Consider the following 25,869-nt stretch of genomic DNA (forward strand, 5'->3'; position numbering starts at 1 on the left):
CCCGAGGGCCGGCCATCTCCAGCTCTTTTTGCCGCTACTTGCCGCAGCCGCAGGAGTCGCCGGGCTTGGAGGCGGTGTGCCCCCCGCCGCCGCAGCAGCCCGATCCGCCCGAACCACCCGAGCTGCCCGAGCAGCCGCAACCGCACCCGCCCGACTTGCGGAACAGGTACCGCCACGCGACATACCCTGCCGCCGCCAGCACGATGGCGACGACCACGAGGGTGTCCCAACTCATTGCATTCTCCTTTTCGATGACCGTGGCGGGAACGCGCCGTCGGCGCCGGACGCCGGGCTTGGCGCCCGTCAGTCGCTGTCCATCAGGCACAGCCCGTCAGCGCAACCCTTCTGCGCAACCCGTCAGTCAGGAGCCCGTCCGGCCAGTTGCACCGGCTCGCAGTAGACGCCGCAGGCCAGGGCGTCGCCCAGCACAAGGGAGGCGTCGCGCACCCTGACGCAGCACGCGCCCGCCTGCGAGCAGACTTCCAGTTCCGTGCCGGGCGTTATGCCCAGCGCGCACAGCCTGCCCCGCTCGCCCTGCTTGTCGCAAAGACGACGCACCCGGACCCGGCATCCGGCGGGAACATCACTCAGCTTGCAACAGGGCATATGCGTCTCCTTGGCCTGGGGACTCCGGGGCGGCTGCCGCCGCGCACCCTGCCCCGCCTGTACCGATACGGGCACCGGCACTGGCGCGGACACGGCGCGGAAAGCGGGGCCGACGCCGGGCGTGCACGCCCGACACCCCGTTTCTGCACCTCCTGAAAATGATTGTCAAGTTCCTTCTCGACAAAAACGGCACCCCCTTCCGCCCCGTACGCCAATCTCCGTCGCGCCCTGCGGGGACGCCCCGGCGAACTGGACGCGCCCCGTCCGGTGCGGTAGCCTTGCGGCCCGGTTTCGATCCGGCCCTGAACCGGCGCCATCCCGCCTCTTCCCAATGCCGGGGCGCGCCGCCATCATTATCTTCCAGGAGCCCATGCCCCATGCCCCAGTCCGCAGCCGACCCCACCGCCGCCCCCGCCTGGTTCGCGGAACAGGCCCGCGCCTGCCTGCCGTCCGGCCTGGACGAGGCCACGGCCGAAGACATCGCCGACATGGTGGCGCTGACCGCCCGGCTCATGGCCATCCGCTCCACCGCCTCGCGCCCGGCGGAGGTTGCCCGTTGCGCGGACGTCATCGCCGCCTGGCTCGCCGACAACGAAATCCCCTGCCTCCGCATGGAGCACGAGGGGGTGCCCTCGCTGCTGGCGGGCAACCCCGCCCACGCCGCCCCGCTGGCCCTGCTGGTGCATTTCGACGTGGTGGACGGCGCGGACGAACTGTTCACGCCGCGCATCGACACCGCAACCGGCGTGCTGCACGGGCGCGGGGCCATCGACGACAAGTACGCCGTGGCCCTGGCGCTGGTGCTGTGCCGCCGCTGCCTGCGCGACCTCGCGGCGCGCGGCCGGGGGCCGGAGGCCCTGCCCCTGGTGCTGGTGATCACCGGCGACGAGGAGACCGGCGGGCGCAACGGCGCGTTCCGCGCCCTGCCGCACATCCGCGCCGACTTCTGCGTGGCCCTGGACGGCGGCTCGCCGGGTTCGGTCATCATCAAGGAAAAGGGCGTCATCGACCTGATGCTTACGGCCAAGGGCAAAAGCGCCCACGGCGCCCGCCCGTGGCTGGGCGAAAACGCCGTGGACGCGCTGGTGCGCGACTACGAGGCGTTGAAGCCCCTCTTCCCCGGCCTGTACCCGGAACTGGCGGAACGGGCAGGACTGGCAGAACGGGGCACGCCGCCGTCCCCCGCCGCTTCTCCGCAACCGGATACCCACTGGCACCGCACCATGAACCTGGGGCTGCTGCACGCGGGCACGGCGGTGAACCAGGTGCCCGCCGAGGCCGTGGCCCATCTGGACGTGCGCTACACGGAACACGACGATCCCCACCGGATCGTGGCCGACATGCGGGCCGCCGTGCGGGGCGAACTGGCCGTCACCCGCCTGGAACCGCTGTTCGTCACCGGCGACACCCCGTGGCTGGACAGGCTGCTGCGCCAAGCCCCCGGCGCGGCCACCGGCTGCGCCCACGGGGCCAGCGACGCCCGCTTCCTGACCGACCTTTCCATGGCCGGGGTGGTCTGGGGCGCGGAAGGCGAAACCAGCCAGCACACCGACCGCGAACACCTGCTGATCCCCAGCCTGGCGCCGGTGTACGAAGCCCTGCTGGCCCTGGCGCGAGAGGCGGCGGAGACGGGGGCGTAGCCCCGCGCCGCACTGGCGGCATCATCAGAAACAGTTACAGGCGGAAACAGCCACAGGCCGGACATGACCGACATCACCAGCATACCCCCTGCCGCGCTCGGCAGCGCGCCGGGCCGCGCGACCCCCGCAACCGCCGCAACCACCTCCGCGACCGCCGCCGGGTTCCCGACTGGCGTCCGGCCGCTCCCCGTGTCCGGGCATCCTGCCGGGCATCCATTATTGGATGTGCGCGACCTGACCGTGGAATTTCCCGGCCGCGCCGACGCCGACGGACAGCCGGGCGCCCCCCTGCGCGCCGTGGCGGGAATATCCTTTTCCATAGAGCCGGGGCGCACGTTGTGCCTGGTGGGCGAATCGGGCTGCGGCAAGAGCATGACCGCCCTGGCCCTGCTGCGCCTGGTGCCGGAACCGGGCCGCATCGCCGCCGGGTCGGTGCGGCTGGAGGGGCGCGACCTGCTGCCCCTGCCGGAGCAGGACATGCGTGGGGTGCGCGGGCGCAGCATTTCGATGATCTTCCAGGAGCCCATGACCTCGCTGAACCCGGTGTTCCGGGTGGGCGAGCAGATCGCCGAGGGGTTGCGGCTGCATCTCGGGCTTTCCCGATCCCAGGCGGCGGCGCGTGCCGTGGACCTGCTGCGGCAGGTGGGCATCCCCTCGCCGGAACTGCGCGCCCGCGACTTTCCGCACCAGATGAGCGGGGGCATGCGCCAGCGGGTGATGATCGCCATGGCCCTGGCCTGCGACCCGCGCCTGCTCATCGCCGACGAACCCACCACCGCACTGGACGTGACCATCCAGCGCCAGATACTGCGCCTGATGCGCGACCTGGCCGCCCGCCGGGGCGCGGCGGTGCTGCTGATAACCCACGACCTGGGTGTCGTGGCGGAAACCGCCGACCACGTGGCGGTGATGTACGCCGGGCGGATCATGGAGTACGCGCCGGTGGGCGAATTCTTCGCGCGGCCGCTGCATCCCTATGCCCAGGGGCTGATGCGCTCGGTGCCGCAGGCGGTTTCCGGCCCGCGCGCCGAACGGCTGTCGGCCATTCCGGGCACGGTGCCGCCGCTGTGGGCGCTGCCCTCCGGCTGCACCTTCCGCGACCGCTGCCCGCACGCCTTCGCCCGGTGCGCCGAACAGGAGCCGCCCCTGCTCGCCCGGCCGCCGCAGGTCGAGCCCTGGGCCATGGCGGCCCCCCACCCCGACGGCGCGGCGCCCGCGCACGGCGTGCGCTGCTGGCTGCATGCCCCGTCCGCGCCGGACACGCCGACGACGCCCTGACCTGGTCACGACCGGATCCGGTCATGACCGGGCCTGACGCGCAGGGGCCGGACATGCTCCTTCCTGCCCGCCTTGCCGGACGATGCCGACCCCGCAGTGCGCCCCCCGTGCATCCACAGAGGGCCGGAACGCGCCATGCACGCTCCCCGTGCCGCATGCCATGGCACAGCAGCGCACAGGCGTGCCGCTTCGCTGCCGGCCGCATTGCGGTGGCGCTGCCGTGCACGCCCTACCACGAGCCGCACCCCCTACGCTATAATGGGGAATAACCCTACTGCGACGAAAGCAGGTTTACAATTCCACCGGGGGCACATATAACGTACCGTGTTATTTTCAGACCAGCCACATCATAGTCAAAGGCTGCCGACATGTCGAAAACCGTTGTGCTCGTCGAAGACCTTGATATCGTCCGTGAGGGGTTGAAGGCCCTGCTCGGGGCGTATCCCGCGTTCACCATCGTGGGAGAAGCCCCGGACGGCATCCAGGCCCTGAAAATCGTTGAAAAGCACATGCCGGACATCGTGCTCATGGACCTGACGCTGCCGCTCATGGACGGCACGGAGGCCATCCGCGAGATCAAGCGGCGCTGCGAGCGCACCAAGGTCCTCGCGCTGACCGCGCACAAGAAGGACAGCCTGATCTACCGCACCCTCAGCGCGGGGGCCGACGGCTACGTGCTGAAGAACGTCTCCAGCGACATCCTGGTGCAGGCCATGGAGACGGTGCTGTCCGGGCGGCGGTACATCAGCCCCGAAATCTCCGAACTGCTCATCGAGGACTTCCTGCGCCACGGCCGCCGCGAAAGCGGGTCGCTGCTCGACCTGCTGAGCGACCGCGAAAAGCAGGTGCTGAAGCTGGTGGCCGAGGGCCACGGCAACAAGATGATCGCCGACAAGCTGTGCATCAGCCACAAGACCGTGGAAAAGCACAAGGCCAACCTGAAGCGCAAGCTGGGTGCCGACAGCACGGCCGAACTGGTCAGCTTCGCCATCGAGCACGGGCTGACCGTTACGCCCTGACCGTCACGCCAGAGCGGGGCATCGGCGAAGGCCACCGAAAGACCAGCGAAACGCATCGACGGGCCGGACTCCCATGGGGGTCCGGCCCGTCGATGCGTTTCGTTATGCCCGTGCGCTATCCCCTGTCGGCCGGGACCGTTCCGGCGGGATCCGTTCCGGTCGGGTCCGCCACGGTAGCCAGCGCGGCCACGGCGGCCAGCAGCCAGGCCAGGGCATCGGCCGCGGCACCGGTCTCACCGGTCTGCGCGGCCCTTTCCAGGGCTGCCGCGCAGGCGGCGCATTCCGGCATGCCATAGTTGGCCGCCATGCCGCACAGGGTGTGCCCCACGCGGGCCAGCAGCACCAGGTCGCCCGAGCGCAGCGCCTCGTCGGCCTGAACGGCGAGCACCTCGGCGGTACGCCGCACGCCGGGCAGGAGCGGGCGCAGCATTTCGGGCACGCCTGCGGCCATGGCCGCCCCCGAAAGCCGGCAGCCGGGCGGCAGACCGGTTTCCGCCACGCGGTGCAACTGGCCGCAGCGGGCCAGCGCCAGCGCCACGTCAGCCAGATCCACACGGCCGGTCGTCTCCGGGCGGCCGGGTGCATCGCCCCGCCCGACGGAAACGCCGTCCCCGTCCGCGTCGCGGGGGCGCACCTCGGCCACCGGGGCATCGCCCCAGCCATGCGGCACGGGAATGTCCGTACCGGCAAGCCGCACCACCAGCCGCGAGGCCGGGGCCGCGTCTCCACCGGCGTGCCCCATGACGGCATCCGCCGCCGGGCACCCGGCATGCGGACGCGCCCCCGGCAACAACAAAATCACCTGCCCCGCCAGGGCGTCACGCACGGCCGGGCGCGCATCCAGCACCAGCACGAGGGGGTGCCCCGTGCCGATGGACGCGCCCGTGGCGGGCTGCCGCGCGCCCCGGCCATCCGGCGGGCCTCCGTGCTCCATTTCCGCTTCCGGCGCATCCGCACCGGCATCCATCGCATCCACCTGATGGGGGGACGGGGTGTCACCGTCCTCCATGGCCTTGGGCATCGTGTCTCCTCTCCCCCGGCGTGCAGGGCGACGCTGCGCCCATGCCCGCACCCGTGCTATCGGCAGGCATGAGCCATTGCCTTAGCCCTCACCCGCAGGCAAGTATTTTTCCGCGCCCGCCAACGGCGTCCGGCTTCCCGAAGCCCGCGTCGGCCAGGATTCGCAAGGTTTTTGAAAAAAACGCTTGCCAACCTCCCGGCGTTTGGCTAGAAGACCCTCCTGCGCCGAAGTGGTGGAATTGGTAGACACGCTAGGTTCAGGGTCTAGTGGGGGTTCCCCCGTGGGAGTTCGACTCTCCCCTTCGGCACCATCGACGGTAAAGGTCCCGGCATTCGCCGGGACCTTTCTGCGTTTTCGGGCCGGGGCACGCGCCCGGCCGCTCCACCGGTCCAGTCCATCCTATTCCAGCCGGGGCGCATCCGTCCCTGTCCCCCGCACCTTCTCCCCCTTGCGCCGACAGCATTTGAACATCTCTAAACGCGTTGCCGCATACAGCAAAATCATGCATGCAGAAGCGGGATTCCATTCAATGGGACTGTGCCGGGGGGGAGTGTCATGCCGTTTTCCGTGGATCGCCAGCCGTTGCGTTCCGCCGCCATGCTGCTGCGCGGCGGCGTGGGGCTGGGGGTTTCCATCGCCTGCATGTGGTACCTCATGCGGGCGGGCCTGCTGCGCGCCCACCTGCCGCAGATACTGGCCCTGCCGGAGAACGCCGGCGGATGGGTGATGCCCATGGCCATCGCCACCATGCTGGCCTGCGCCCGCTGCATTGCCCTGCTGCCGCGCGCCACGCGCCTGTCGCGGGTGCATGACGCGGCCCTGGCCGCGCTGTTGTTGCCTCTTGTGGGCCTGATGCCGGGCCTCGGCCTGCACGGCACGGGCATGGACCTGCCGTTCGGCGCGCTGGCCGTGGCGGGCGCCGCCCTGCTCCTCCACGGCTGGGGCCTGCGCCTGGCCGCCCTGTCCGGCCTGGACGCCGCGCTCTGCTTCGCCATGGCCGCCGTCGTCGCGGAATCGGTGCTGGCCCTGTCCCTTTCCGGCCTGGGCGGCGAGACCGCCTGGCTGGCCCTGGGAGTGGGCCTGCCCGCGCTCTCCCGGCTGCTGCTGGGCAACCTTACCCTGCCCGAGGCCACCGGCGGCAGGGCCCCCGCCCCCCTGCGGCCGCTGCCCGCCTCGCTGCTGGCGGCCCTGTTCCTGGCCAGCGCGGCCTGCGGCCTGTTCTATCAGTTGCTGGACCAACTGCCCCCGGAAAGCGACGCCACGGTCATGGCCTCCAGCGTGGTGTTCTGCGGGGTGGCCTTGTGCGCGGCCATCCTGTTGCGCGTCCAGCCCTCGGTGGCGCCGCGCCATCTGTTCCGGCTGGCCCTGCCGCTGCTGGGCCTGGGCTTCGCCACGCTGATGCTGCTCGGCCAGCGCATGCCGCGCGTGCCCATGTTCATCCAGCTTGCGGGCAGCGCGCTGCTGGACGTGTTCATGTACGCCTCGCTGCTGCACAGCGCGGGCCTGCACGCCGGACGCAACCGCGCGCGCATCGTGGCCCTGTACTGGGCGCTGCTGTTCGGCTCGCAGTGGGCGGGCAGCCTGCTGTTCCTGGGGCTCGGCATGCTGCTGCCGCAGGACATCGCCCACATCCAGGTGCTCTCGCTGGCGGCGGTGTGCGCCATCATCTCCATCATGCTGGTGGTGCGGCCCGATCCGGCCACCTACATGGGCTGGCCGCTGCCCGGCCACGTGCCGGACCATGCCGGAGCGGAAGCCGGGGCCGACTGCTCCGGCAACGACGCCGAGTGCGACGACGATGCCGCCCTGCGGACCATCCTTTCCGACCTTTCCGGCACCGCGGCGGACACGACACCGCCCGTGGCCGCGCCCCAGCCGTCGGCCTGCACCGGCGCGTGGCGCCCCCCGGCGCCGGTGGGCGCGGACGGCGCGGAACTGCCGGTGCCTCCCCGGTTCGGCCTGCACGGCACAGGGCGCCCGTTCGGCGCCACCGTTCCTGCTCCCGCGCCCGCCACGCCGCCGCTCCCTCCGAATCCCCCCCACGGGCCGTCATCCCGGCCCGCCATGCTCAGCGAAGCGGCCCCACGCACCTACCCGTCGGCCCCACCCGCGGAATGCCTGGCCGATTCCCTGCGCCGCATGGGCCTGACCCGGCAGCAGGTGGCCGTCACCCTGCTGCTGGCGGATCGCCACAGCGGCCCCGAGATCTGCGACCGGCTGAACATCTCGTACAACACCCTGAAGACCCACGTACGCAACATCTACCGGCAACTCGGCGTGGGCAACCAGCAGGAATTGCGCAACGCCGTCACGCGGTTCGACCCGGCCCGGCCCGACAACTGACGCCCGCGTCCGCCTCCCGTCCCCCGCCCCTCTCAACGCGCCAGGCCGCCCGCCGTACCCGGTGCTGCCACGCCGAGCCGCGCCACTCTGTCACATCATTCCACCGCGTCCCCGCGCGACGCGACGTGCCGTCACCCACGCCTGCACACGCCCCTCCCCCAAAAATCACCCGAAATATCACCCGCCGTCGTGGCTCCGGGTGATTGTTTTTTTCCTTCCGCAGGGTATGGTGGCGACACCGTTACGTTTCTCCCGCGTGCACCGCCCGGAGAACCGCGCGCCGCGCCAGTACGGCCCGGCCCTTCCGCTTACGCGACGTAACAGTGAGTGGTCTTTTCTCTAGAAAAGTTATAATGCGGTTGCACGCCAACAATTCTTTGTTGCAAGGTCAGAGCCGTCATAGAGAGGGGGGGATACGCCGGGCCGCAGGGGGGGCCTTTCGGCCCGGCGCATTCCGCATCATCCACACGAGCAGAACCGGACGGACACCTCACCGTCATAACCTGTCGGCACCATTCGGCTCCGGCGGGTCATGACGAACGGCCGGGCTTGGCCCACACGACAGGCTTGCGCCGCCACGGCGGCGAGAGCATGCGTGCGCCGCTCCTGGCCTTGCGATACGGCACGACAACCACGGGTGGCCCGCGCCACCCGGGAAACCGTAATCGGGATGGTGGTTTCATGGGTCTGCACGCCAATGCGTCCTCCACCGGGCGATTGCTCGAACTCATCCGCAAGGGCGATTCCGCGCGCCCCGCTCCCCGGCCGGAGCCGGGCTCCGGCAAGTGGAACATCCCGCTGCTGCGCCCGCTGAAGGAACGCCGCGTGCTCGGCGTGGAATGGCGCGGCCGGTGCCTGTACCTGGCGGAAAGCCGCCACGGCCGCGCGGGCCTGCCGGTGTTGCAGGGGGTGCAGGCCGTCCGCATTCCCGCCGGTATCCGCCCCGGCGACGACGCCTTCTCCTCCTTCCTGCGCCAGCAGATCCTGGACTTCTGCGGCCCCGCCCCCGACCTTGAGGTGTGGGCCGCCCTGCCCGACGAACACGCCGAACACTGGCACTTCCGCATTCCCAAGGTTTCGGCCAAGGAACGCGACGACGTGGCCTTCTGGACCGCCCGCAAGGAACGCGAGTTCGACGAGCGGCAATCGGTGTTCGACTGCACCATCGGCAGCGAGATCATCGAAAAGGGCGTGCCCAAGCTGCCCGTCACCGCCACGCTGGCGGTGCGCGCGGCCCTTGGCGAGGTGCGCAACATCGTGCAGCGGGCGGGCTTCGCCCTGGCGGGCGCGGCCACGCGGGTCATCGCCTCGCACAACCTGTTCACCACCGGCTGGCTGGACCCGGCCACGGAACAGTTCGTGGTGCTGCACATCGACGAGGAATCGACCCGCATCGACATCTACTCCTCGTCCCAGGTGGTGCTGAGCCGCATGGTCAAGACCGGCTTCGCCAGCCTGGCCCGCGCCCTGGTGGAATCCACCGCCGGCACCGCCCGCCCCCTCGACGACGCCGAGGCCCGCGCCCTGCTGCTGCGCGACAGCACCTGCGGACAGTCCGTCCCCGCGCAGGGCGCCACCGGCCAGCCCATGCCCGTGCCCTCCGCCGCCCCATCCGCCCCATCCGCCCCATCCGCCGGTCCGGTGCCCCGACCGGTGGCCGACATCGGCGCCAGCATCGCCCCGGCCGTGGAACGCCTGGTGCGCCAGCTGGAACGCACCATGGACCACTTCGCCAACACCCTCGGCTACCCCGCCGTGTCGCGCATGTTCCTTTCCACCCCCGGCGGCTGCCTGCAACCGCTGGTGGACGAATTCGGGCGCCAGGTGGGCATTCCGTGCGCGGCCCTGAACAGCCAGCGCGGCCCGGCCACGCCGGGGGCGGAACTGGACATCGCCAAGCTGCCGCCGGACTGCGCCGAAGGCCAGTGGGCCGTCGGCCTTTCGCTGTCCAGCGACGATCGCACCCAGAACTGCGTCAACACCTTCCGCGAGCGCAGGCAGGCCCGCCAGCGCGAACGCATCCGCCTGGCCGTGGCCGTGGGCAGCATGGTGGTAGTGCTGTGCACGGCGGTGTTCGCCAGCTTTCAGGGCGCGGCCCTGCTTTCGGCCCGCAACGACCGCGACGCGCTGCGCCAGCAACTGACCGCCTACGGTGAAACCACCGACAAGGCCAGGCTGCTGGCCGCCTCGGCCAAGGGCAAGGCCCTGCGCCTGGCCGTGCAGTCCATGAGCCGCCGCCAGGTGTCCGTGGCCCTGCTGTCCGAACTGGCGGCCGTCACCCCGTCGGGGGTGCGCCTTTCCGGCCTGCGCCTGACGCAACTGGACCATGGCCAGGTTTCCGGCGCGAAGGACGCCAAGGGCAGGCAGGCGCAGCCGCAGGCCAAGCCCGACGCCGCCGCCAGCGCCACGGCCATGGCCGTGGTCACCGGGGTGGTCTCCGGCGACATGCTCCAGCGGGAGGCCATGCTGGCCGACTTCCTGTACCGGCTGGAACGCTCGCCCATGGTGCTTTCGGTGACGGTGGAGAAAAAGGCCCCGGAAACGGGCACAGCCACCGAATCGCTCCAGTTCATAGCCACCCTCAAACTGGTGTGACGGGCACAGCCATGCAAGCATCCAAAAGCACATCACCCTTTCTCGTACCCGGGCTGTCCGTTGCGGCCATCGTGGGCATGGCGCTGCTGCTCATCGCGCCCGCCATGCGCGAGACGGCCCGCGTGCGCGAAGAAACGGCGCAGATCCGCGCTATGTTGCAGATGCAGCAGGCCTTCGCCCCGGTCATCGCCGAAATGAAGGCCGACGCCGCCCGCTTCGACGCATCGCTGGCCCGGCGCACCGCGCTGGCCGCGCCCAACCCGCCCGCCCTGGCGGAAGCCATCGGCGCCTTGCAGGACATGGGCAACCGCGCCTCGCTCAAGGGCGTGCGCTTCGTGCCGCTGGCGGAATCGGTGCTGGGCAACAGCGACATGGTGCGGCTGGACGGGGTCATGGACGGCCCGCTGGAATCGTTCCGCGCCTTTCTGATGCAGGTCACGGCGCAGCCGTGGCTGGACCGCGTGGAATCCATGGAAGTGACCGCGGGCACCCAGTGGCCGGGCTACAAGGTGTCCATCTGGGTGAAGGTGAACGGCAACGCAACGCGGATCGGTGGGTGAAGGCATGACCCGCAGGGAAAAGATCATGATCGGCATGGCGGGCGTCGCGGCCATCGCGGCGGTGGTTATCCTTCTGCTGCCGTCGGGCGCTTCGCGGCCGGTCACGGCCGTGGGCGCTCCCGGCTCCGTTTCCTCCAGCCTGGCTGGCGCGACTGGCGCGGCTGGCCTCGCGGGGGGTCTGCCCCCCGGCGCCGAAGCCCCCGGCCCCATAGTCGAGCAGGCCCGCAAGACCCTGGCCGAAGCGGTGATCACCCCCAGCCAGCTCTACGTGCTGGACGCGGCGGTGCGCCAGGCCGCGCCCAACCCCTTCCACCCCGTGCAGGGCAAGGGCGACGGCGCGGGCGGCGCGGGGCCCGATGGCAAGGGCGGCAAGAGCGCCGCGCACGACATCGCCTACACGGGCTACGTGGCCATCGGCAACAGCGTGCTGGCCATCCTGGACGGCCTTGAATACCGCGCCGGCGAGACCGTTGCGGATACCGGATACGTGGTGAAGTCGATAACGCCGGGCAAGGTCGTCCTGGCATCGCCGGGCGATGTGACCGACAGGGAAATCGCCTACTCGGGCGACGACCTGTAACCTGCGAGCAGTACGGGAGAATCTTGATGCGCTCCATGAGAAGACACGTTCCCCTGGCCCTCGTCGTCCTGCTTGCGGCGGCATTCATCGTCGGCACCCTCGGTTGCGCCAAGCGCAAGGAAGAGCCCGACCCGTTCTTCGACAAGTGGAAGACCATGGCCACCAATTCCACTGGGTTCTCGCCCTCGCGCGAGACGCGGGTAATCCAGCCCCGCGCCGTGCTGAAGCAAGACAAGGTGGCGGAAGAGCAGGACCAGCAGTCCCGCCCGCTGCCCACCGTGCCGGTAACGCTCAAACTCCACAACGTGGACGTGGGCGTGGGCCTACGCAGCCTGGCCGCCGCTGCCGGAAAGAACATCATCCTCAGCCCCGGCGTGAAGGGCTCGGTCAACATCAACGTCAACCGGGTACCCTGGGCCGACGTGTTCAAGGGCATGCTGGACAGCAACGGCCTAGACTACGCATGGCAGGGCGAACTGATCAAGGTCATGACCCTGGCCGACAAGAAGGCCGAACTGGAACGCACCACGCTGGAAAACCAGCGCATGGCCCAGAAGCTGAAGGGCCGCAAGGTGGGCCCGCTGATCACCACCGTGCTCGACGTGCGCTACGCGGAAGCGGCGGAGCTGAAGAAGAACCTGGAAGGCTTCCTGTCCAAGGATGACCAGAACAAGCCCGTGGGCTCGGTGGTGGTGGACACCTTCACCAACTCGCTGATCATCCAGGCCGTGGAAGACGACCAGAAGAAGCTGATGACCCTGGTGGCCAACCTCGACAAGCCCCGCGCGCAGATCCAGTTGCGGGCGCACATCGTGGAAGCCACCAAGGAAACCGCGCGCGACCTGGGCATCCAGTGGGGCGGCGTAAACCGCGTGGGCAACATGGCGGGCAGCAACAACCTGTGGATCACACCCGGCGGCACAGGCACCGGCACGCCCACCAACCCGCAGGCGGGCGGGTACACGCCGTTCTTCGGTTCTCCGGGTCTCAGCAGCCAGGGCAGCGGCATTAATTTCCCCATCGACACCACGGGCAAGTCGGGCGCGGGCTCGCTGGGGCTGCTGTTCGGCACCATCGGCGGCAACATGCTGGAAATGCAGCTTTCCGCCTTGCAGGAAAACAACAGGGTCAACATCCTTTCGTCGCCGTCCATCTCCACCCTGGATAACCAGATGGCCTTCACCGAAAACGGCGAGAAGGTGCCCTACGTCTCCACCAACGCCCAGGGCGACCGCGAGGTGAAGTTCGAGGACGCGGTGCTGCGCCTGGAAATCACCCCCCACGTCATCGACGACAAGAACCTGAAGCTGAAGGTGCTGGTGAAGAAGGACGAGGTGGACCTTACCCGCACGGTGGAAGGCAACCCCTTCATCATCAAGAAGCAGACGGAAACCACCCTCATCGTGCAGGACGGCGAGACCATCGTCATTTCCGGCCTGACCAAGGACCGCAAGAGCACCACCCGCTCTGGCGTGCCCGGCCTGCACGACGTGGAAGGGCTGGGCTGGCTGTTCGGGCGCGACGCCAAGGGCAACAAGCTGGAGGAAGTGCTGATCTTCATCACCCCCACGGTGCTGCCCTACCGCGAAATGGCGGAACAGCAGGCCACGCAGCACATCACCGTGCAGCCCGGCCAGCCGCCCGTGGTCGACGAACCGGTGCTGCCCCGCCAGTAGCCGCAGGAACGCGAACCATGACGCCACACCATCACCCCGAAGCAAGGTAGGAACGCCGTGCGTCAGCGTGTACGATTGGGCGAACTGCTGGTGCAGGCCGGGCTGCTCACCGACGAGCAGCTCAAGGCCGCCCTGCGCGAACACAAGAAGAGCGGGCTGCGCCTTGGCCAGTACCTGACCAAGACCAACCTGTGCCGCGAATCCGACGTGGTGGAACTGATCAGCCGCCAGTTGAAGATAGACCGGTACAGCCCCCAGCAGCACCCGCTCAGCCTGAACATGGCCGAGCGCCTGCCGCTGGACGTGGCCCAGAAGTGCAACGCGGTGCCCCTGCAACAGCACGGCCACGTGCTGGTGGTGGCCATGGTGGACCCGCTGGACATCGACGCCCTGGACACGCTGGAATTCGCCACCAACAGCGAGGTGGAACCGCTCATCTGCACGGAGCAGGAGTACAACCAGCTGTTCAGCGCCATCTACGGCATGTTCACCAACCTCGACGGCGTCATCGAAAGCCTGGGCGAGTTGCACACGGCCGCCACCAGCCAGAGCGACGCGGCCGAGCGCGACGTGGCCGTGGACGAACTGACCAACCAGGCCGACCTGGCTCCCGTCATCCGGCTGGTCAACTCCATTCTGGCGCAGGCCGTGCGCGAAGGCGCCAGCGACGTGCACATCAGCCCGGAAAAGGACAGCGTGCAGGTGCGCTTCCGCATAGACGGCAAGCTGCGCGAGGCCCCGGCCCCGCCGCGCAGCGTGGCGCCCGCCGTGGTCTCGCGCATCAAGATCCTGGGCAACATGGACATCGCCGTCACCCGCGTACCGCAGGACGGCCGCTTCACCATGCATCTGGACAACCGCGAGATCAACGTGCGCGTGTCCAGCATTCCCACCATCTACGGCGAAAACATGGTGCTGCGCCTGCTGGACATGAGCGGGCGCGACTACACGCTGGACATGCTGGGCATGCAGTCGGGCGACCACCAGACCATCGAAGGGGCCATCCACAAGCCCTACGGCATGATCCTGTCCACCGGCCCCACGGGCAGCGGCAAGTCCACCAGCCTGTACGCCATCCTGAAAAGCATCAACCGGCCGGACATCAACATCATCACCCTGGAAGACCCGGTGGAATACCGCATCCGGGGCATCCGGCAGGTGCAGTTGAACCGCAAGGCGGGCATGACTTTCGCCAGCGGCCTGCGCTCTATCCTGCGGCAGGACCCGGACGTGGTGATGGTGGGCGAAATTCGCGACGCGGAAACCGCCGCCATTGCCGTGCAGGCCGCCCTTACCGGGCACCTGGTGCTGTCCACCCTGCACACCAACGACGCTGCGGGCGCGGTGACGCGGCTCATCGACATGGGCATAGAGCCGTTTCTGGTGTCTTCGGTGCTGCTGGTCTCGTTCGCGCAGCGGCTGGTGCGCCGGGTGTGCACCAACTGCGCGGAACCGTACGACCCGCTGCCTGCCGCCCTGGCCGCCTTCGGCCTTGCGCCGGACACGCCGGGGGCCACGTACCTGAAGGGACGCGGCTGCCACCACTGCGCCCACACCGGGTACCGGGGCCGCACCGGGGTATTCGAAATCCTGCCCATGACCCAGATGATCCAGGAACTGGTGATAAAGCGCAGTTCCACGCAGGTCATTGCCGAGGCGGCCACCAGCACCGACCTCATGCGCACCCTGAAGCAGGACGCGGCGCTGAAGATTTTGCGAGGCACGACGACGGTGGAAGAGGCCGCAACTTCGGTGATGTTGTAGCAGGGTTTTCGTTGTCTTTCAGCTTTTCGCCTTTGTTCTGATGACGCTGCCTTTCTTCCTTATACCCCGCGACGGCTTCCGTCGCGGGTGGCTGGCGGGGATGATGCAAGGAATTACGAGTTTTGCTCGCCGGGCAAGGCGGATTGGAATTTTTGAGCGGAGCGTACTTATGTACGTGAGCATCAAAAATTCCAAGCCAACACAGCCCGGCGACAAAAGACGGATTCCGCCCGCAGCATGCACGCAGTAAGCACTAAGCACTAAATGAAAACCGGCATATTTCGCAGCTAACAGGTAACCCACGACAGGCACGACATGCCCACCTACGTCTACACCGCGCTGAACGACAACGGCGTGAACATGCAAGGCACCATCGACGCCGACTCGCCCGAGACGGCGCGCGCCCTGCTGCTATCACGCGGCTACGTGCCCATGAAGGTCAAGGCGCAGGGGGCCAGCTTCGAGTTTAGCGCGCTGGGCGACATCCTGAACCCGGTGAAGCCCAAGGAACTCATCCTGTTCACCAAGCAGTTCCGCACCTTGTTCCAGGCGGGCATACCCATCACCCAACTGTTGCAGGTGCTGCAGAACCAGACCGAGAGCAAGCGGCTGAAGCGCGTGGCTGCGGACATGGCCCAGGCCATCGTGGGCGGCAGTACCCTGTACGACGCCTTCCGGGCGCACCCGCGCGTGTTCAGCGAACTGTACTGCTCCATGATGCGCGCCGGGGAAGCCAGCGGCGCGTTGGGCGACGTCATGGAACGCCTCGTCTACCTGCTGGAGCACGAGCACAAGATACGCTCCGACATCGCATCGGCCATGCGTTACCCCAAGATGGTCGTCGGCGCGCTGGTCATCGCCTTCTTCGTGCTGCTGAACATGGTCATTCCCAAGTTCGTCATGATCTTCTCCGCAGCCAAACTGGACCTGCCCTTGCCCACCAGGATCGCCATCGCCATGCACCATGGCATCAACAACTACTGGCCGCTGCTGCTGGCCGGGCTGGTGGCGCTCATCATGGCCTACAAATGGTGGGTGCGCACGGAACCGGGCCGCTACTACCGGGACAGCCTGCTGCTGCGCGTGCCCATCATCGGCCCGGTGTTGCAGAAGTCGGTCATGGCCCGCTTCGCGGCCATCTTCTCCATCATGCAGTCCAGCGGCGTCACCGTGCTGGATGCCCTGGACGTCTTGACCAACACCATCGGCAACGCGGCCATCGCCCGCGAATTCCGCAGGATACAGGACAAGCTGAAGGAAGGCCGGGGCATCGCCGACCCGCTGAAATCCGCCAAGTTCTTCACCCCGCTGGTCGTCAACATGGTGGCCATCGGCGAGGAATCGGGCAGCCTCGACGCGATGCTCAAGGACGTGGCCCGCCACTACGACGAGGAAGTGGAATACGCCGTGGCAGGCATGGCCGAGGCCATCGGCCCCATCCTCATCGTGGTGCTGGCGGCGGTGGTGGGCTTTTTCGCCCTCGCCATCTTCATGCCCATGTGGGACCTGACCAAGATGGTCAGACGCTGACAAAGCACAGACATGCCCATGCATGCCGGAGTACGGCGCGCACACCCGAAGGGGGGGACGGCGCACGCCCGCACCGGCGCCACATAGGGAGGGGGGACGGAAGGTCCGGAACCCTAGCCAGAACAGGAATTCAGGACATCGTAACACCACGCATCAGGAGGAACACCCATGACCCGGAACAGAAAGGACAGGAAGAAGGAACAGGGCTTCACCCTCATCGAAATCGTGGCCGTGCTGGTCATCCTCGGCATTCTCGCCGCCGTGGCCGTGCCCAAGTATTTCGACCTGCAGGATTCCGCGCGGAAGAACGCCGCAGCGGCCGCCGTGGCTGAAGTACAGTCTCGCCTGAATGCGCGTTTTGCCCAAGAACTCTTGACGGGTGCACAATGCTCCGCAGCTGTTACTACTGCAATTGCCAATGCGGGCGGCGATCTTGGGAATGGCTGGTCTGCTACACTTGGAACTCCGGAAAAGAACATCATCGCGGTTACGCTTACTTTCGACACCGCCACGGTCGACCACCCGGATTCTGAGAAGAATTGGGAAGTCGTCACCCCCGAGTGCACCACGACCACCACGACCACCCCGTAGTCTTTAACTCCGCCCTGAAACTGCCCGGCGGCGGCGCACCCGCGCCGCCGCCCTTTCCCCCAACGCACAGGTGTCCGCCATGAACGAGACCTTCAGCCGCATCATCTCCCAGGCCGTGGCCCTCGGCTGGTCCGACGTGCACGTCACCGGCGGCCATCCGGTGGTCTATCGCAAGGACGGCGACATCGGCATGCTGCGCGACACCGTGCTTTCGCCCCCGGAAGTGGACGACCTAGCCCGCGACCTGCTGAACCCGCATCGGGCGGACATACTGCGCCGCCGCTGGTCGGTGGACTTTGCGCATAGCGTGGCGGGCATCCGGGTGCGGGTGAACATCTTCAACACCACGCGGGGCCTCAGCATGGCCGTGCGGCTGCTGGCCGGGCGCATTCCCACCCTGGCCCATCTGAACCTGCACCCCTCGCTGGAAGAATTCACCCGCCTGCGGGCCGGGCTGATACTGGTGTGCGGGGCCACGGGCAGCGGCAAGACCACCACCATGGCCGCCATGCTGGACGAGATAAACCGCAACCGCCCGGCACATATCATCACCCTGGAAGACCCCATCGAATACCGCTTCGCCTCCAAGAAGGGCTTCGTGGAGCAGCGGGAACTGGGGGCGCATTTCCCTTCCTTCGAGCGCGGCCTGCTGGATGTGCTGCGTGAAGACCCGGACGTGATCCTTGTGGGCGAACTGCGCGAGGCGGAAACCATCCGCCTTGCCCTCAGCGCCGCCGAATCGGGCCACCTGGTCATCGCGTCCCTGCACTCGGCCACGCCGGAGGAAGCCCTGTACCGGCTGTGCAACGCCTTTCCTTTGGAAGCGCAGGAACTTGTGCGACACCAACTGTCGTCCACCCTGCACGCCATCGTGGTGCAGCAGTTGCGCATGCACCCGGTGGCCCGGTTCCGCGTGCCGGTGCTGTCCATGCTCATCGGCACACACCCGGTGCGCATGCTGGTGCGCGAGGGCAAGTTCGCCCAGTTGCACAGCATCATGGAAATGGGGCGCGGCGAGGGCATGTACACCATGGATGCCTACTACGACGACTACCTGAACCGGCCGCAGCGCTTTTCCGCCCCGTCCAACGTGTTCCGCCCCGCGCCGGAAGAGGAACACCTGCCGGACCACGAATCGCCCCTGGTGGACCATGGCCTCGGCACCACCCACTACACCCCGGAATCGGCCCGGCATCTGGCCCGCGCGGCGCTCCACCCGGATGCGCCCCGGCCGGACGCTCCCCCGCACGACCTCGGGCCGTCCGGCACGGTCAGGGCGGACGAACACGGCGAGACGGTCTACACCCTGACCGACGAGGGCAGGCTGGAGGATGTGCTGCGCGAGTTCACCGGGCGCTAGGGACTGTCTCTAACTTGTCTTTTCGCCCGTTGGCATCGTCAAACTTCGCCTGCCATATCGGTCGAATACGATAAGAGTATACTCCCTCATGGCAGGCTCGTTTTCCTTGCCAACGAACGAAAATCCTAAGTTAGAAACAGCCCCTAGGCACGCGGAACATACGGAACGTCCGGGGCGGTTGCGGGGGCGCGCCGCCACGGGCACGAATGACAGGAAATTTCCCACGCCTTACGGGCGGGCCTTCGCCCGCCGCAACGGCCGGGCCGCGCGCCCGGCAGGCACGCACATGACGACGCACACCACGCATCACGCATCCATGCCCCCCCAGGGCGGCCTCACGGGACCGGACGTTGCCGATGGCCGGCGCGCCCCCCGTGCGGCCGCCCTTCCTTCCCCTGTTCCGCGCACCCCGCTCCCCGCGCGCACCCTGCGCAACGGGACCGGGCAACGCGGCTTCACCATGATCGAAGTGGTGGCCGTGCTGGTGATCATCGGCATTCTGGCCGCCGTGGCGGCGGACCGCATTTTCAATCAAGCCCCTGCGGAACTTGCGGCCATTTCATCGGCGGTGCGCGGCAACATCCGCTACGCCCGCACCCGCTCCATGAACAGTGACGAAATCTTCGGGGTGCAGGTCATTTCGCCCTCCACCTACGCCGTGTTCCGCAACGGCAACATCGCCAACCGCGTGGTCCTGCCCGGAGAGGCAGGCGGCGTCATCACCCTGCCGGAAGGCGCGGCCTTTTCGGCCACGGGCACGGTCTTTTTCGACCACTGGGGCGCGCCGTGCAGCAACGCGGCAACGCCTCCCGCACGGTTCAACGCCAACGTGTCCGTGACCCTCAGCTATCGCGACGCGTCGGACACCATTACCATCACCCGCAATACGGGGTTCATACCATGACGCGCCCCGCCGCACCGACCGGCCGCGCATGCGGCATGCCCCGTCACGCCCGCCGAACGGCAAACGGCATGACGGGCTTCACGCTTATCGAAATCATTGTCACCATCATCATTGCCGCCATCGTGGGCGTCATGATGCTGCCCCTGACGGGCGCTTCGCTGCGCGGCAGCGCCGAAAGCCTGCTGCGGGCAGAACGGCAGGCCCGCCTTATCGATGTGGTGGAAACCATGACGGCCGACTTCCGGTTCATCTTCAGCAACCCCGATGGCACCGGCGACCCGCTGGACACCTTTTCCGCGAAGGTCGGCAACGTGGGCAGCAACACCACAGCCTACGGCACCTACAGGATTGTCGAAAAACGGCTGATAGGGTTCGATTCCAACCACAACGAGACCAGCGGCACGAACATCCTGAAACTCACCATCGAAGTGGAAGGCTCGCGCGTCACCTGCCTTTTCGGACAGTAGGAAGGAGCGGCACATGAACATGCGCGGCTTTACGCTGATAGAAGTCATCGTCGTCCTTATGCTGACGGGGATTTTCGCGGCGGTGGCGGGCACGGGCATTGTCACCGGGATGCGCAGCTTTGTCGAAACCCGGGCGGCGGCAGAGCTTGCCCAGCATGCACAGCTTGTCCAGGACAGGATGGCCCGCGAGATAACCGAACTGACCGAGGCCAAAAGCGGCAGCACGGCGCAGAAGATAGTGATCGGCAACATTTCCGGCGACCGCACCGTGGAATACGACAGCGCCAGCCGCGAAATCGTCATCATCTCGCCCGCTTCCGGCTCCGGAACCTACCAGGACACTCTGGCCGACAATGTGGCCGCGTTCGGTCTGCGCTACTTCCGGGGAGAAGACAACGTCTCGTCCACATGGCCGCCTTCCAGCGGGGTTGACCCGCGCGAACTGGCCGCCGTGGAGGTGAGCTTCACCCTGACCTCTCCCATCGGCGTAGAGCGGCAGTTCGTCACTCGCATCGTGCCGCGCAACAACCAAAACATGGGCGGCAACCTGCCCAGCACGGAAATTCCCTCGCTGGCCAAGTACGACTTCTGCTTCATCGCCACCGCCGCCTACGGCGACATCGACCACCCGGTCGTGACGACCCTGCGGGAATTCAGGGACAAGCGGCTTCTGCCGCACGCCCCCGGCAGGGCCATGGTGCAGGCTTACTACGCCGTGGGGCCGCATCTTGCCCGCCTTGTGGAGGGTGCCCCGCACGCGCAGGCCGCGCTGCGGGCCGCGCTGCACCCCGTTGCCGCGCTGGCTCTCCTTGCGGTGCATGCCCCGGCGCATCTTGCGCTGTCAGTCATATTGTGCGTGGCCCTTGTGGCCGCCGTTGCCCGCGCATTACGTACAAGACCGGAGGGTGATGCCATGTACACGCAACGTGGCGCGGTACTGCTCAGCACAATTGTCACCATCGTGACCTTTGCGGCGCTGGCCGCCGGCGTGGTGGCCCTCATGACATCATCCACCCAAAGCGGGTATTTCGTCACGCAGGGGGACCAAGCCTACTACCTTGCCGAGGCGGGCTTCAACGCCGCCGCCAGCATGTACCTGCACGAAGGCGAAGGCGACACCGAACAGGATCTCGCCCGCAAGGAACTGCTGGAACGTTTTTCGGACAAACCCTTTTCGCTGGGCAGCGCCGGGTCTTTCAGGCTTGAGGCGGAACCCTACTGGTTCGAAACGATATCCAGTACCAACAACAGCATCACTGCAAAGATATATGGCGTCCGCAGGCCCGCAGTCAGCCACGCGGGCAGGCTGCGCATAGGCCAAAGCAGCACCACCGTGGCCTTCAGCAGCGTGTCCAACAGCGGGAGCGGGTCGAGCATCACCTTTTCGGGCATCACCAACCTTTCGGGCATCACGAACGATACCGACATCTTTCTTTCCGCACGAGCCACAGTGGATACCTCTGTCGGCAAGGGCGGCACCCTCACGCTGTCAGGCAATTCCAACGCGCTTGCCAACTTTCCGGAATTCAACGGTATGTTCACCGTGCGCGGAGAAGGCAACAGCGGCAATCTTGCCTACGTATATCGCAAGCGCGACGGTACATCGCTGCAAGACGTGCGCCTTGCCGACGGGCAGGCGGACGAGGAATGGCCGCTGGTGGTCCGCTCCGGGTCGGACGTCACGCTGGAGCGCTTTCTGCGCCTGTACTCCACGGGAGTCACGCCCGACGGCACGGAACGCCTTGTGACCTACAACGTACCCATTGGCGGTATTTCCGGCGGGGTGTTCAACAAGGAACGCTTCGTGGACAGCTTCGACACCGCGGGCGATCCAAGCAACAGGTGGGTCACGGGCGGCGAGGGGAAAGGCCAACTGGGCAGCCATAACGTCCAAACCATCGACGGCGGCACGGCGCTGAAGGTGACGGAAATGAAGATGGCTGCGGAACGTCCGTCAGGCGGTTTCATTTCGTGGCTCATCGCCATCGTGCGGGCCATCGGCTCCTGGCTGACGGGCAGCAACCAGTGGAGCACCATATTCTTCGACTGGTCCAAGACCAATATCAACATGGCGCGGGCATGGCTGGATGCAGGCAAGAACCTGAGCTACGACGCGCAGGTAAAGGTGTACGCACAGCAAGCCGATAATAACAACTCGACTCCGAAAGACCAGGAGCTTGAACTGTTCGGCGGCATGCTATTGCGCGGCGCGCAAAACGGTGACGACCTCGACGGTATCGGCCTGTCCTTCGTGCGCAGCTACCGCGAGAGGGAACGACGGCAGACCTGCACTATCATCTGCTGGGGAGACTGGACGGCATGGTCCGGGTACAGTCTTTCGACCTCCGTGGATAACAAACTGATACCGGGATACGTCAGCCCCACGGACTTCGGCCCGCTGTTCGGCGAGATATCCGGTCATACTCTGTACAAAACCACTAAATCCACGCGGGTGCTGGGTGGAGAAATCGAGCGGGAAACGCAGTATTCCCACCCCGCCATCGTGCTGTGGAAGCGCGAAAACGGCCAGTTCCGCTGGCTGGCCTACAAACGGCTGCACGCAACGAACATAGTGAATAGCAACAACAAGTATAAGTTGCGCAACTGGTCCACCCTGCTGATGCGCATAACCGAAGGCCGCGACCTGGGCTTTACCGGCGCGGGAGGGTCCGCCACGGCCGACTTCAATTACGGCGACTTCGTGGAAACCAAGAACGCCGAAAGCATGACCGTGGGCCGGGGCCGCGTCATCGGCCCGCCCATCGTCACCAGCCAGGGGTGGAACCCGTCGACGGGCGTATGGAACAACGGCGCAGCCGGAACACTGGTGCTGAGCAACGTGGAAGGCACCATGGGCAGCGGCAACCTGGTGGTCAACAACACCCAGGTCGCGCAAAGCGCGGCAACCCCCGGCGGCAAGGCCACCTACCTGCGCGTCTATTACGGCGGGGCCACGAGAACCGGCGGCGACAATATACCCGCCAATGAAGGCAGCAGGGCCAACGCCCGCCTTGCAGCGGGCCAAAGCCCCAAATGGACGCCGGATGACTACGCCCTGTGGACCGGCGCCAACGGCAACGAGTACGACAACTTCACCCTTGTGGAATGGGAGGGAGTGGCCAGCGGCGTAAACGGCATGAACGAAATCATCGCAACGCAGGGCCACACCAGGTCGATACTGAAACTGAACGGCTTTACGACATCCGACGCGGACCCCAGTACCGACCCGAACGCACGCCCCCCGGTCATCGAGGGCATCGCCCTTGTCAGTGCGGGGTCCACGGGCACCACCATCGCCTTTGACGACTTCGGCCTGCAAATCGACATTCGCGGCGGGCAGGGCTTCCTGCCGCCCATCCAGCAGTAGGAACGGCAGGCGCGATGCGGAGACGGAACGCGGCGGGAACTGCGGGAACGAAAGGCAGGAACATCACAGCAAAGAGGAGCGGCATGGCCGCGCACCAAGGAGTGCGCGCGGTCAGCGCCGAAACAAGCGCGCCCCCCTGCGGTTCGGGGGGCGCGTCACCGTGACGGGCAAGGGAAGGAACGGGAAAGCGGAAGGAAGGCGCGCGGCGGCGGAACGCGGACGCCCCCGGAGGCGGATGGGTTACTGGCCGCCGTCATCGCCCGATGCGTCACCGGACGCGCCGCCGGACGGTTCGCCCTCGCCATCCAGCAGCCTGAGGCGGCTTTCCACCTCGTTGATGCGGTTCGTCACGTCGTTCTGGTAATAGCGCGAACGCTGCTTGGCGTAGCCGTCTCCGGCGGAGCGGGCGCGCCGGTTGGCCAGGTCGTAGGCTTCCTTTTCCTTCTGCAGTTCCTGAAGGCGGCGTTGCAGGGCTTCGCGCTCTTCCTGTTTGGGGTCCGGCGCGGACTGCACGGCGGGCAGCATCTGGCCGTCGGGGCCGATGCCCGGCTGGCCGGGTTGCACCGGCTGGCCGTCCGGGCCAATATGCACGGGTTGACCGTCGGGACCCAGCACGGGTTGGCCGTCCGGCCCCACCATCACGCCGTCCACCACGCGCGGGGCGGGGGCGTCCGTGGCGCCGGACGAATCGGGCAGATCGGGCCGCCCCGGACCGGGCGTGGCCTTCAGGCTTTTCATGTCGGCGGGGGCCTGCGCCGGGGGCTGGTCGGAAATGTGCTTCACGCCCTTCTCGTCGGTCCAGATGTAGACCTTGCCGCCCAGGGCAACACCCGGCGCAACCAGCAACCCGGCCACCAGCAACGCCGCAAGCGGCGCACCCGGCTTTCGCAGTGAGAACATCGGTACCTCCCATGCATCCCGTTACGTTCAGGTCTCGTTCGATGCCCGTCGCGGCACCCGGCCCCCATGGGGCACCATACACCATGGAGCCCGCATCGGCCACGCCCATTAGATGGCGCGGGCGGGGCCGTGTGGCCCTGCTGGCCGCGGCGCTGACGCTGGCCCTTGCCGCACCCTTCGATGTTTCCGGCGGCCTCGTCCGTTCCGCCCCCGCTGCGGAAATCGTCACCATCTACCGCTACGTGGACGAGGACGGCGTGGTGCACCTGACCGACAAGCCCAAGGGCGACACGCGCTACCGGGTGTTCGGACGGTTCAGGGTGCAGGAACTGGTGAAGGCCGTGGGGCCGGTGGGCATCAAGGGGCTGGCCGCCAAGCACGGGGCGCGCCACGGGGTGGACCCGCGTCTGGTGGAGGCGGTGATCGCCGTGGAATCGAACTACGACCCCACGGCCGTCTCGCCCGCCGGGGCGCAGGGGCTGATGCAGATCATGCCCGGCACCCAGCGCGACCTTGGGGTTTCCGCGCCCTTCGACGCCGACGCCAACGTGGAGGGCGGCGTGCGCTACCTGAAATCGCTCATGGACCGCTTCGGCGACCTGCCGCTGGCGCTGGCCGCGTACAACGCCGGGCCGGAACGGGTGGCCAGGCACGGCGGCATCCCGCCCATACCGGAAACGCAGCAGTACGTGACCAAGGTGATGGATACGTACGCGCGGCTTTCACGGTAGGCGTGATGCATGGAAAGGCGGAGGAATGGTGCGCCGCCAGTGAAAGGCGGTGCGTGAAGCTACGCCGGATGGCCCGTCACCACCCCGAACCACCAGCGCACGATGGCCGGGCCGTACAGCATGTAGGCCACCGCGCCAAGGCTGAGGAACGGGCCGAAAGGGATGGCCACTTCTCGCGCGGACTGCCCCTCTTCGCGGCGGCGCAGGAACCACGCGGCGGCCAGCAGGGCCGAAAGGCCCGCCAGCAGCGTGACCACGGGCAGGGCCTGCCAGCCGCACAGGCCGCCGATGAGCGCCATCAGCTTCACGTCGCCAAGGCCCATGCCGTCGATGCCGCGCACGCGCCTGAAGCCCGCCAGCACCAGCCAGAACGCGCCGCCGCCCGCCACCGCGCCGATCAGGCTGTCGGCCAGGGGCATGTCCAGCAGCAGCACGGCGGCCGCCGGGGCGGCCAGGGCGCCGGACAGGGTGATGGCGTCGGGCAGGATGAACGTTTCGAAATCAATGAACGAGGCCACCAGCAGCGCCCCGCCGAACACCATGTACACGGCGAAGGGCCACGTGGGGCCGAAGCGCAGCGCCAGCAGCAGCGCCAGCAGGCCGGAGACGGCCTCTACCATGGGGTAGCGCGGACTGATGCGCTGGCCGCAGGCATGGCAGCGGCCGCGCAGCGCAAGATAGCTGAGGATGGGCACCAGATGCCACGGGCGCAGCCGCGCCTCACAGTGCGGGCAGTGCGACGGCGGCCAGAGCAGCGACTGCCCCTCGATGGAGCGGTGGATGCACACGTTGTAGAAACTGCCGAGCACCAAGCCCAGCACCAGCGCGAGCCACGGAAAGACGGCGGGGTCTGTGAACGGCATGGTGTCGGTTCCTCCTGCGCCGTTGCGCAAGCGACTTCTAGCAGAATGGGCCTTGTGACGCCATTAGTATACGA

Annotated in this window: 21 protein-coding genes and 1 tRNA gene; 17 read left to right on the forward strand and 5 right to left on the reverse strand. The window is 67.5% G+C overall.

Annotated features, from left to right (window positions below; genetic code table 11):
- Window positions 1-34: 34 nt before the first annotated feature.
- The gene (locus V6B97_RS08835) at window positions 35-235 is read right to left on the reverse strand and encodes a hypothetical protein (protein WP_333506135.1); all 201 of its coding nucleotides are present in this window, start codon (window positions 233-235) and stop codon (window positions 35-37) included.
- 122 nt (window positions 236-357) lie between these two features.
- A complete protein-coding gene (locus tag V6B97_RS08840) occupies window positions 358-606 on the reverse strand; it encodes a FeoA family protein (protein ID WP_333506136.1) in 249 nt (82 codons plus the stop codon).
- Between the two features lie 377 nt (window positions 607-983).
- On the opposite strand from V6B97_RS08840, the gene V6B97_RS08845 reads away from it, so the two are divergent.
- The 3 genes from V6B97_RS08845 (at window position 984) to V6B97_RS08855 (ending at window position 4,543) form a co-directional block, all read left to right on the forward strand.
- Entirely contained in the window at window positions 984-2,246 is a 1,263-nt protein-coding gene (locus tag V6B97_RS08845; RefSeq protein ID WP_333506137.1) for a M20 family metallopeptidase, read from the forward strand.
- 63 nt (window positions 2,247-2,309) lie between these two features.
- Window positions 2,310-3,524, forward strand: a complete 1,215-nt coding sequence (locus V6B97_RS08850; RefSeq protein ID WP_333506138.1) for an ABC transporter ATP-binding protein — start codon at window positions 2,310-2,312, stop codon at window positions 3,522-3,524.
- A gap of 368 nt (window positions 3,525-3,892) precedes the next feature.
- Entirely contained in the window at window positions 3,893-4,543 is a 651-nt protein-coding gene (locus tag V6B97_RS08855; protein WP_035065830.1) for a response regulator, read from the forward strand.
- Between the two features lie 115 nt (window positions 4,544-4,658).
- Here the strand turns inward: V6B97_RS08855 and V6B97_RS08860 are convergent, their stop codons facing one another.
- The gene (locus V6B97_RS08860; protein WP_333506139.1) at window positions 4,659-5,564 is read right to left on the reverse strand and encodes an Hpt domain-containing protein; all 906 of its coding nucleotides are present in this window, start codon (window positions 5,562-5,564) and stop codon (window positions 4,659-4,661) included.
- Window positions 5,565-5,787: 223 nt separating this feature from the next.
- On the opposite strand from V6B97_RS08860, the gene V6B97_RS08865 reads away from it, so the two are divergent.
- The 13 genes from V6B97_RS08865 to V6B97_RS08925 all read left to right on the forward strand — a co-directional run bounded on the left by V6B97_RS08865 (window position 5,788) and on the right by V6B97_RS08925 (window position 23,301).
- Window positions 5,788-5,874, forward strand: a tRNA-Leu gene (locus V6B97_RS08865).
- 245 nt (window positions 5,875-6,119) lie between these two features.
- Window positions 6,120-7,907 carry a helix-turn-helix transcriptional regulator gene (locus V6B97_RS08870; protein WP_333506140.1) on the forward strand — a complete coding sequence of 596 codons (1,788 nt, stop codon included), beginning with the start codon at window positions 6,120-6,122 and terminating at the stop codon, window positions 7,905-7,907.
- Window positions 7,908-8,588: 681 nt separating this feature from the next.
- A complete protein-coding gene (locus tag V6B97_RS08875; RefSeq protein WP_333506141.1) occupies window positions 8,589-10,502 on the forward strand; it encodes a hypothetical protein in 1,914 nt (637 codons plus the stop codon).
- 11 nt (window positions 10,503-10,513) lie between these two features.
- A complete protein-coding gene (locus V6B97_RS08880) occupies window positions 10,514-11,062 on the forward strand; it encodes a hypothetical protein (RefSeq protein WP_333506142.1) in 549 nt (182 codons plus the stop codon).
- Between the two features lie 4 nt (window positions 11,063-11,066).
- Window positions 11,067-11,642, forward strand: coding sequence for a hypothetical protein (locus V6B97_RS08885; protein ID WP_333506143.1), 576 nt, complete (start codon window positions 11,067-11,069; stop codon window positions 11,640-11,642).
- A gap of 26 nt (window positions 11,643-11,668) precedes the next feature.
- Entirely contained in the window at window positions 11,669-13,318 is a 1,650-nt protein-coding gene (pilQ, locus tag V6B97_RS08890) for a type IV pilus secretin PilQ (protein ID WP_442935475.1), read from the forward strand.
- A gap of 57 nt (window positions 13,319-13,375) precedes the next feature.
- Entirely contained in the window at window positions 13,376-15,082 is a 1,707-nt protein-coding gene (locus V6B97_RS08895) for a GspE/PulE family protein (RefSeq protein WP_333506145.1), read from the forward strand.
- 315 nt (window positions 15,083-15,397) lie between these two features.
- On the forward strand, window positions 15,398-16,612 hold the full coding sequence (locus V6B97_RS08900; RefSeq protein WP_333506146.1) for a type II secretion system F family protein: 1,215 nt from the start codon (window positions 15,398-15,400) through the stop codon (window positions 16,610-16,612).
- Window positions 16,613-16,780: 168 nt separating this feature from the next.
- Window positions 16,781-17,203, forward strand: coding sequence for a type II secretion system protein (locus V6B97_RS08905; RefSeq protein ID WP_333506147.1), 423 nt, complete (start codon window positions 16,781-16,783; stop codon window positions 17,201-17,203).
- Window positions 17,204-17,282: 79 nt separating this feature from the next.
- Window positions 17,283-18,563 carry a type IV pilus twitching motility protein PilT gene (locus tag V6B97_RS08910; RefSeq protein WP_333506148.1) on the forward strand — a complete coding sequence of 427 codons (1,281 nt, stop codon included), beginning with the start codon at window positions 17,283-17,285 and terminating at the stop codon, window positions 18,561-18,563.
- Window positions 18,564-18,849: 286 nt separating this feature from the next.
- Window positions 18,850-19,467: a pilus assembly FimT family protein gene (locus tag V6B97_RS08915; RefSeq protein ID WP_333506149.1), complete on the forward strand. Its 618-nt coding sequence runs from the start codon at window positions 18,850-18,852 to the stop codon at window positions 19,465-19,467.
- Between the two features lie 68 nt (window positions 19,468-19,535).
- Window positions 19,536-19,934: a prepilin-type N-terminal cleavage/methylation domain-containing protein gene (locus tag V6B97_RS08920; RefSeq protein ID WP_333506150.1), complete on the forward strand. Its 399-nt coding sequence runs from the start codon at window positions 19,536-19,538 to the stop codon at window positions 19,932-19,934.
- A gap of 13 nt (window positions 19,935-19,947) precedes the next feature.
- The gene (locus V6B97_RS08925) at window positions 19,948-23,301 is read left to right on the forward strand and encodes a PulJ/GspJ family protein (protein ID WP_333506151.1); all 3,354 of its coding nucleotides are present in this window, start codon (window positions 19,948-19,950) and stop codon (window positions 23,299-23,301) included.
- 240 nt (window positions 23,302-23,541) lie between these two features.
- On the opposite strand, the gene V6B97_RS08930 is transcribed toward V6B97_RS08925, so the two are convergent.
- Window positions 23,542-24,201 carry a DUF4124 domain-containing protein gene (locus V6B97_RS08930; protein WP_333506152.1) on the reverse strand — a complete coding sequence of 220 codons (660 nt, stop codon included), beginning with the start codon at window positions 24,199-24,201 and terminating at the stop codon, window positions 23,542-23,544.
- An 83-nt stretch (window positions 24,202-24,284) separates the two neighbouring features.
- On the opposite strand from V6B97_RS08930, the gene V6B97_RS08935 reads away from it, so the two are divergent.
- Window positions 24,285-24,932: a lytic transglycosylase domain-containing protein gene (locus V6B97_RS08935; protein WP_333506153.1), complete on the forward strand. Its 648-nt coding sequence runs from the start codon at window positions 24,285-24,287 to the stop codon at window positions 24,930-24,932.
- A 59-nt stretch (window positions 24,933-24,991) separates the two neighbouring features.
- Here the strand turns inward: V6B97_RS08935 and V6B97_RS08940 are convergent, their stop codons facing one another.
- Window positions 24,992-25,795 carry a prepilin peptidase gene (locus tag V6B97_RS08940; RefSeq protein ID WP_333506154.1) on the reverse strand — a complete coding sequence of 268 codons (804 nt, stop codon included), beginning with the start codon at window positions 25,793-25,795 and terminating at the stop codon, window positions 24,992-24,994.
- Between the last annotated feature and the right edge of the window lie 74 nt (window positions 25,796-25,869).

Source organism: Nitratidesulfovibrio sp. 1201_IL3209, from assembly GCF_036763125.1.
In the GTDB taxonomy this organism is placed as follows: Bacteria; Desulfobacterota; Desulfovibrionia; order Desulfovibrionales; family Desulfovibrionaceae; genus Cupidesulfovibrio.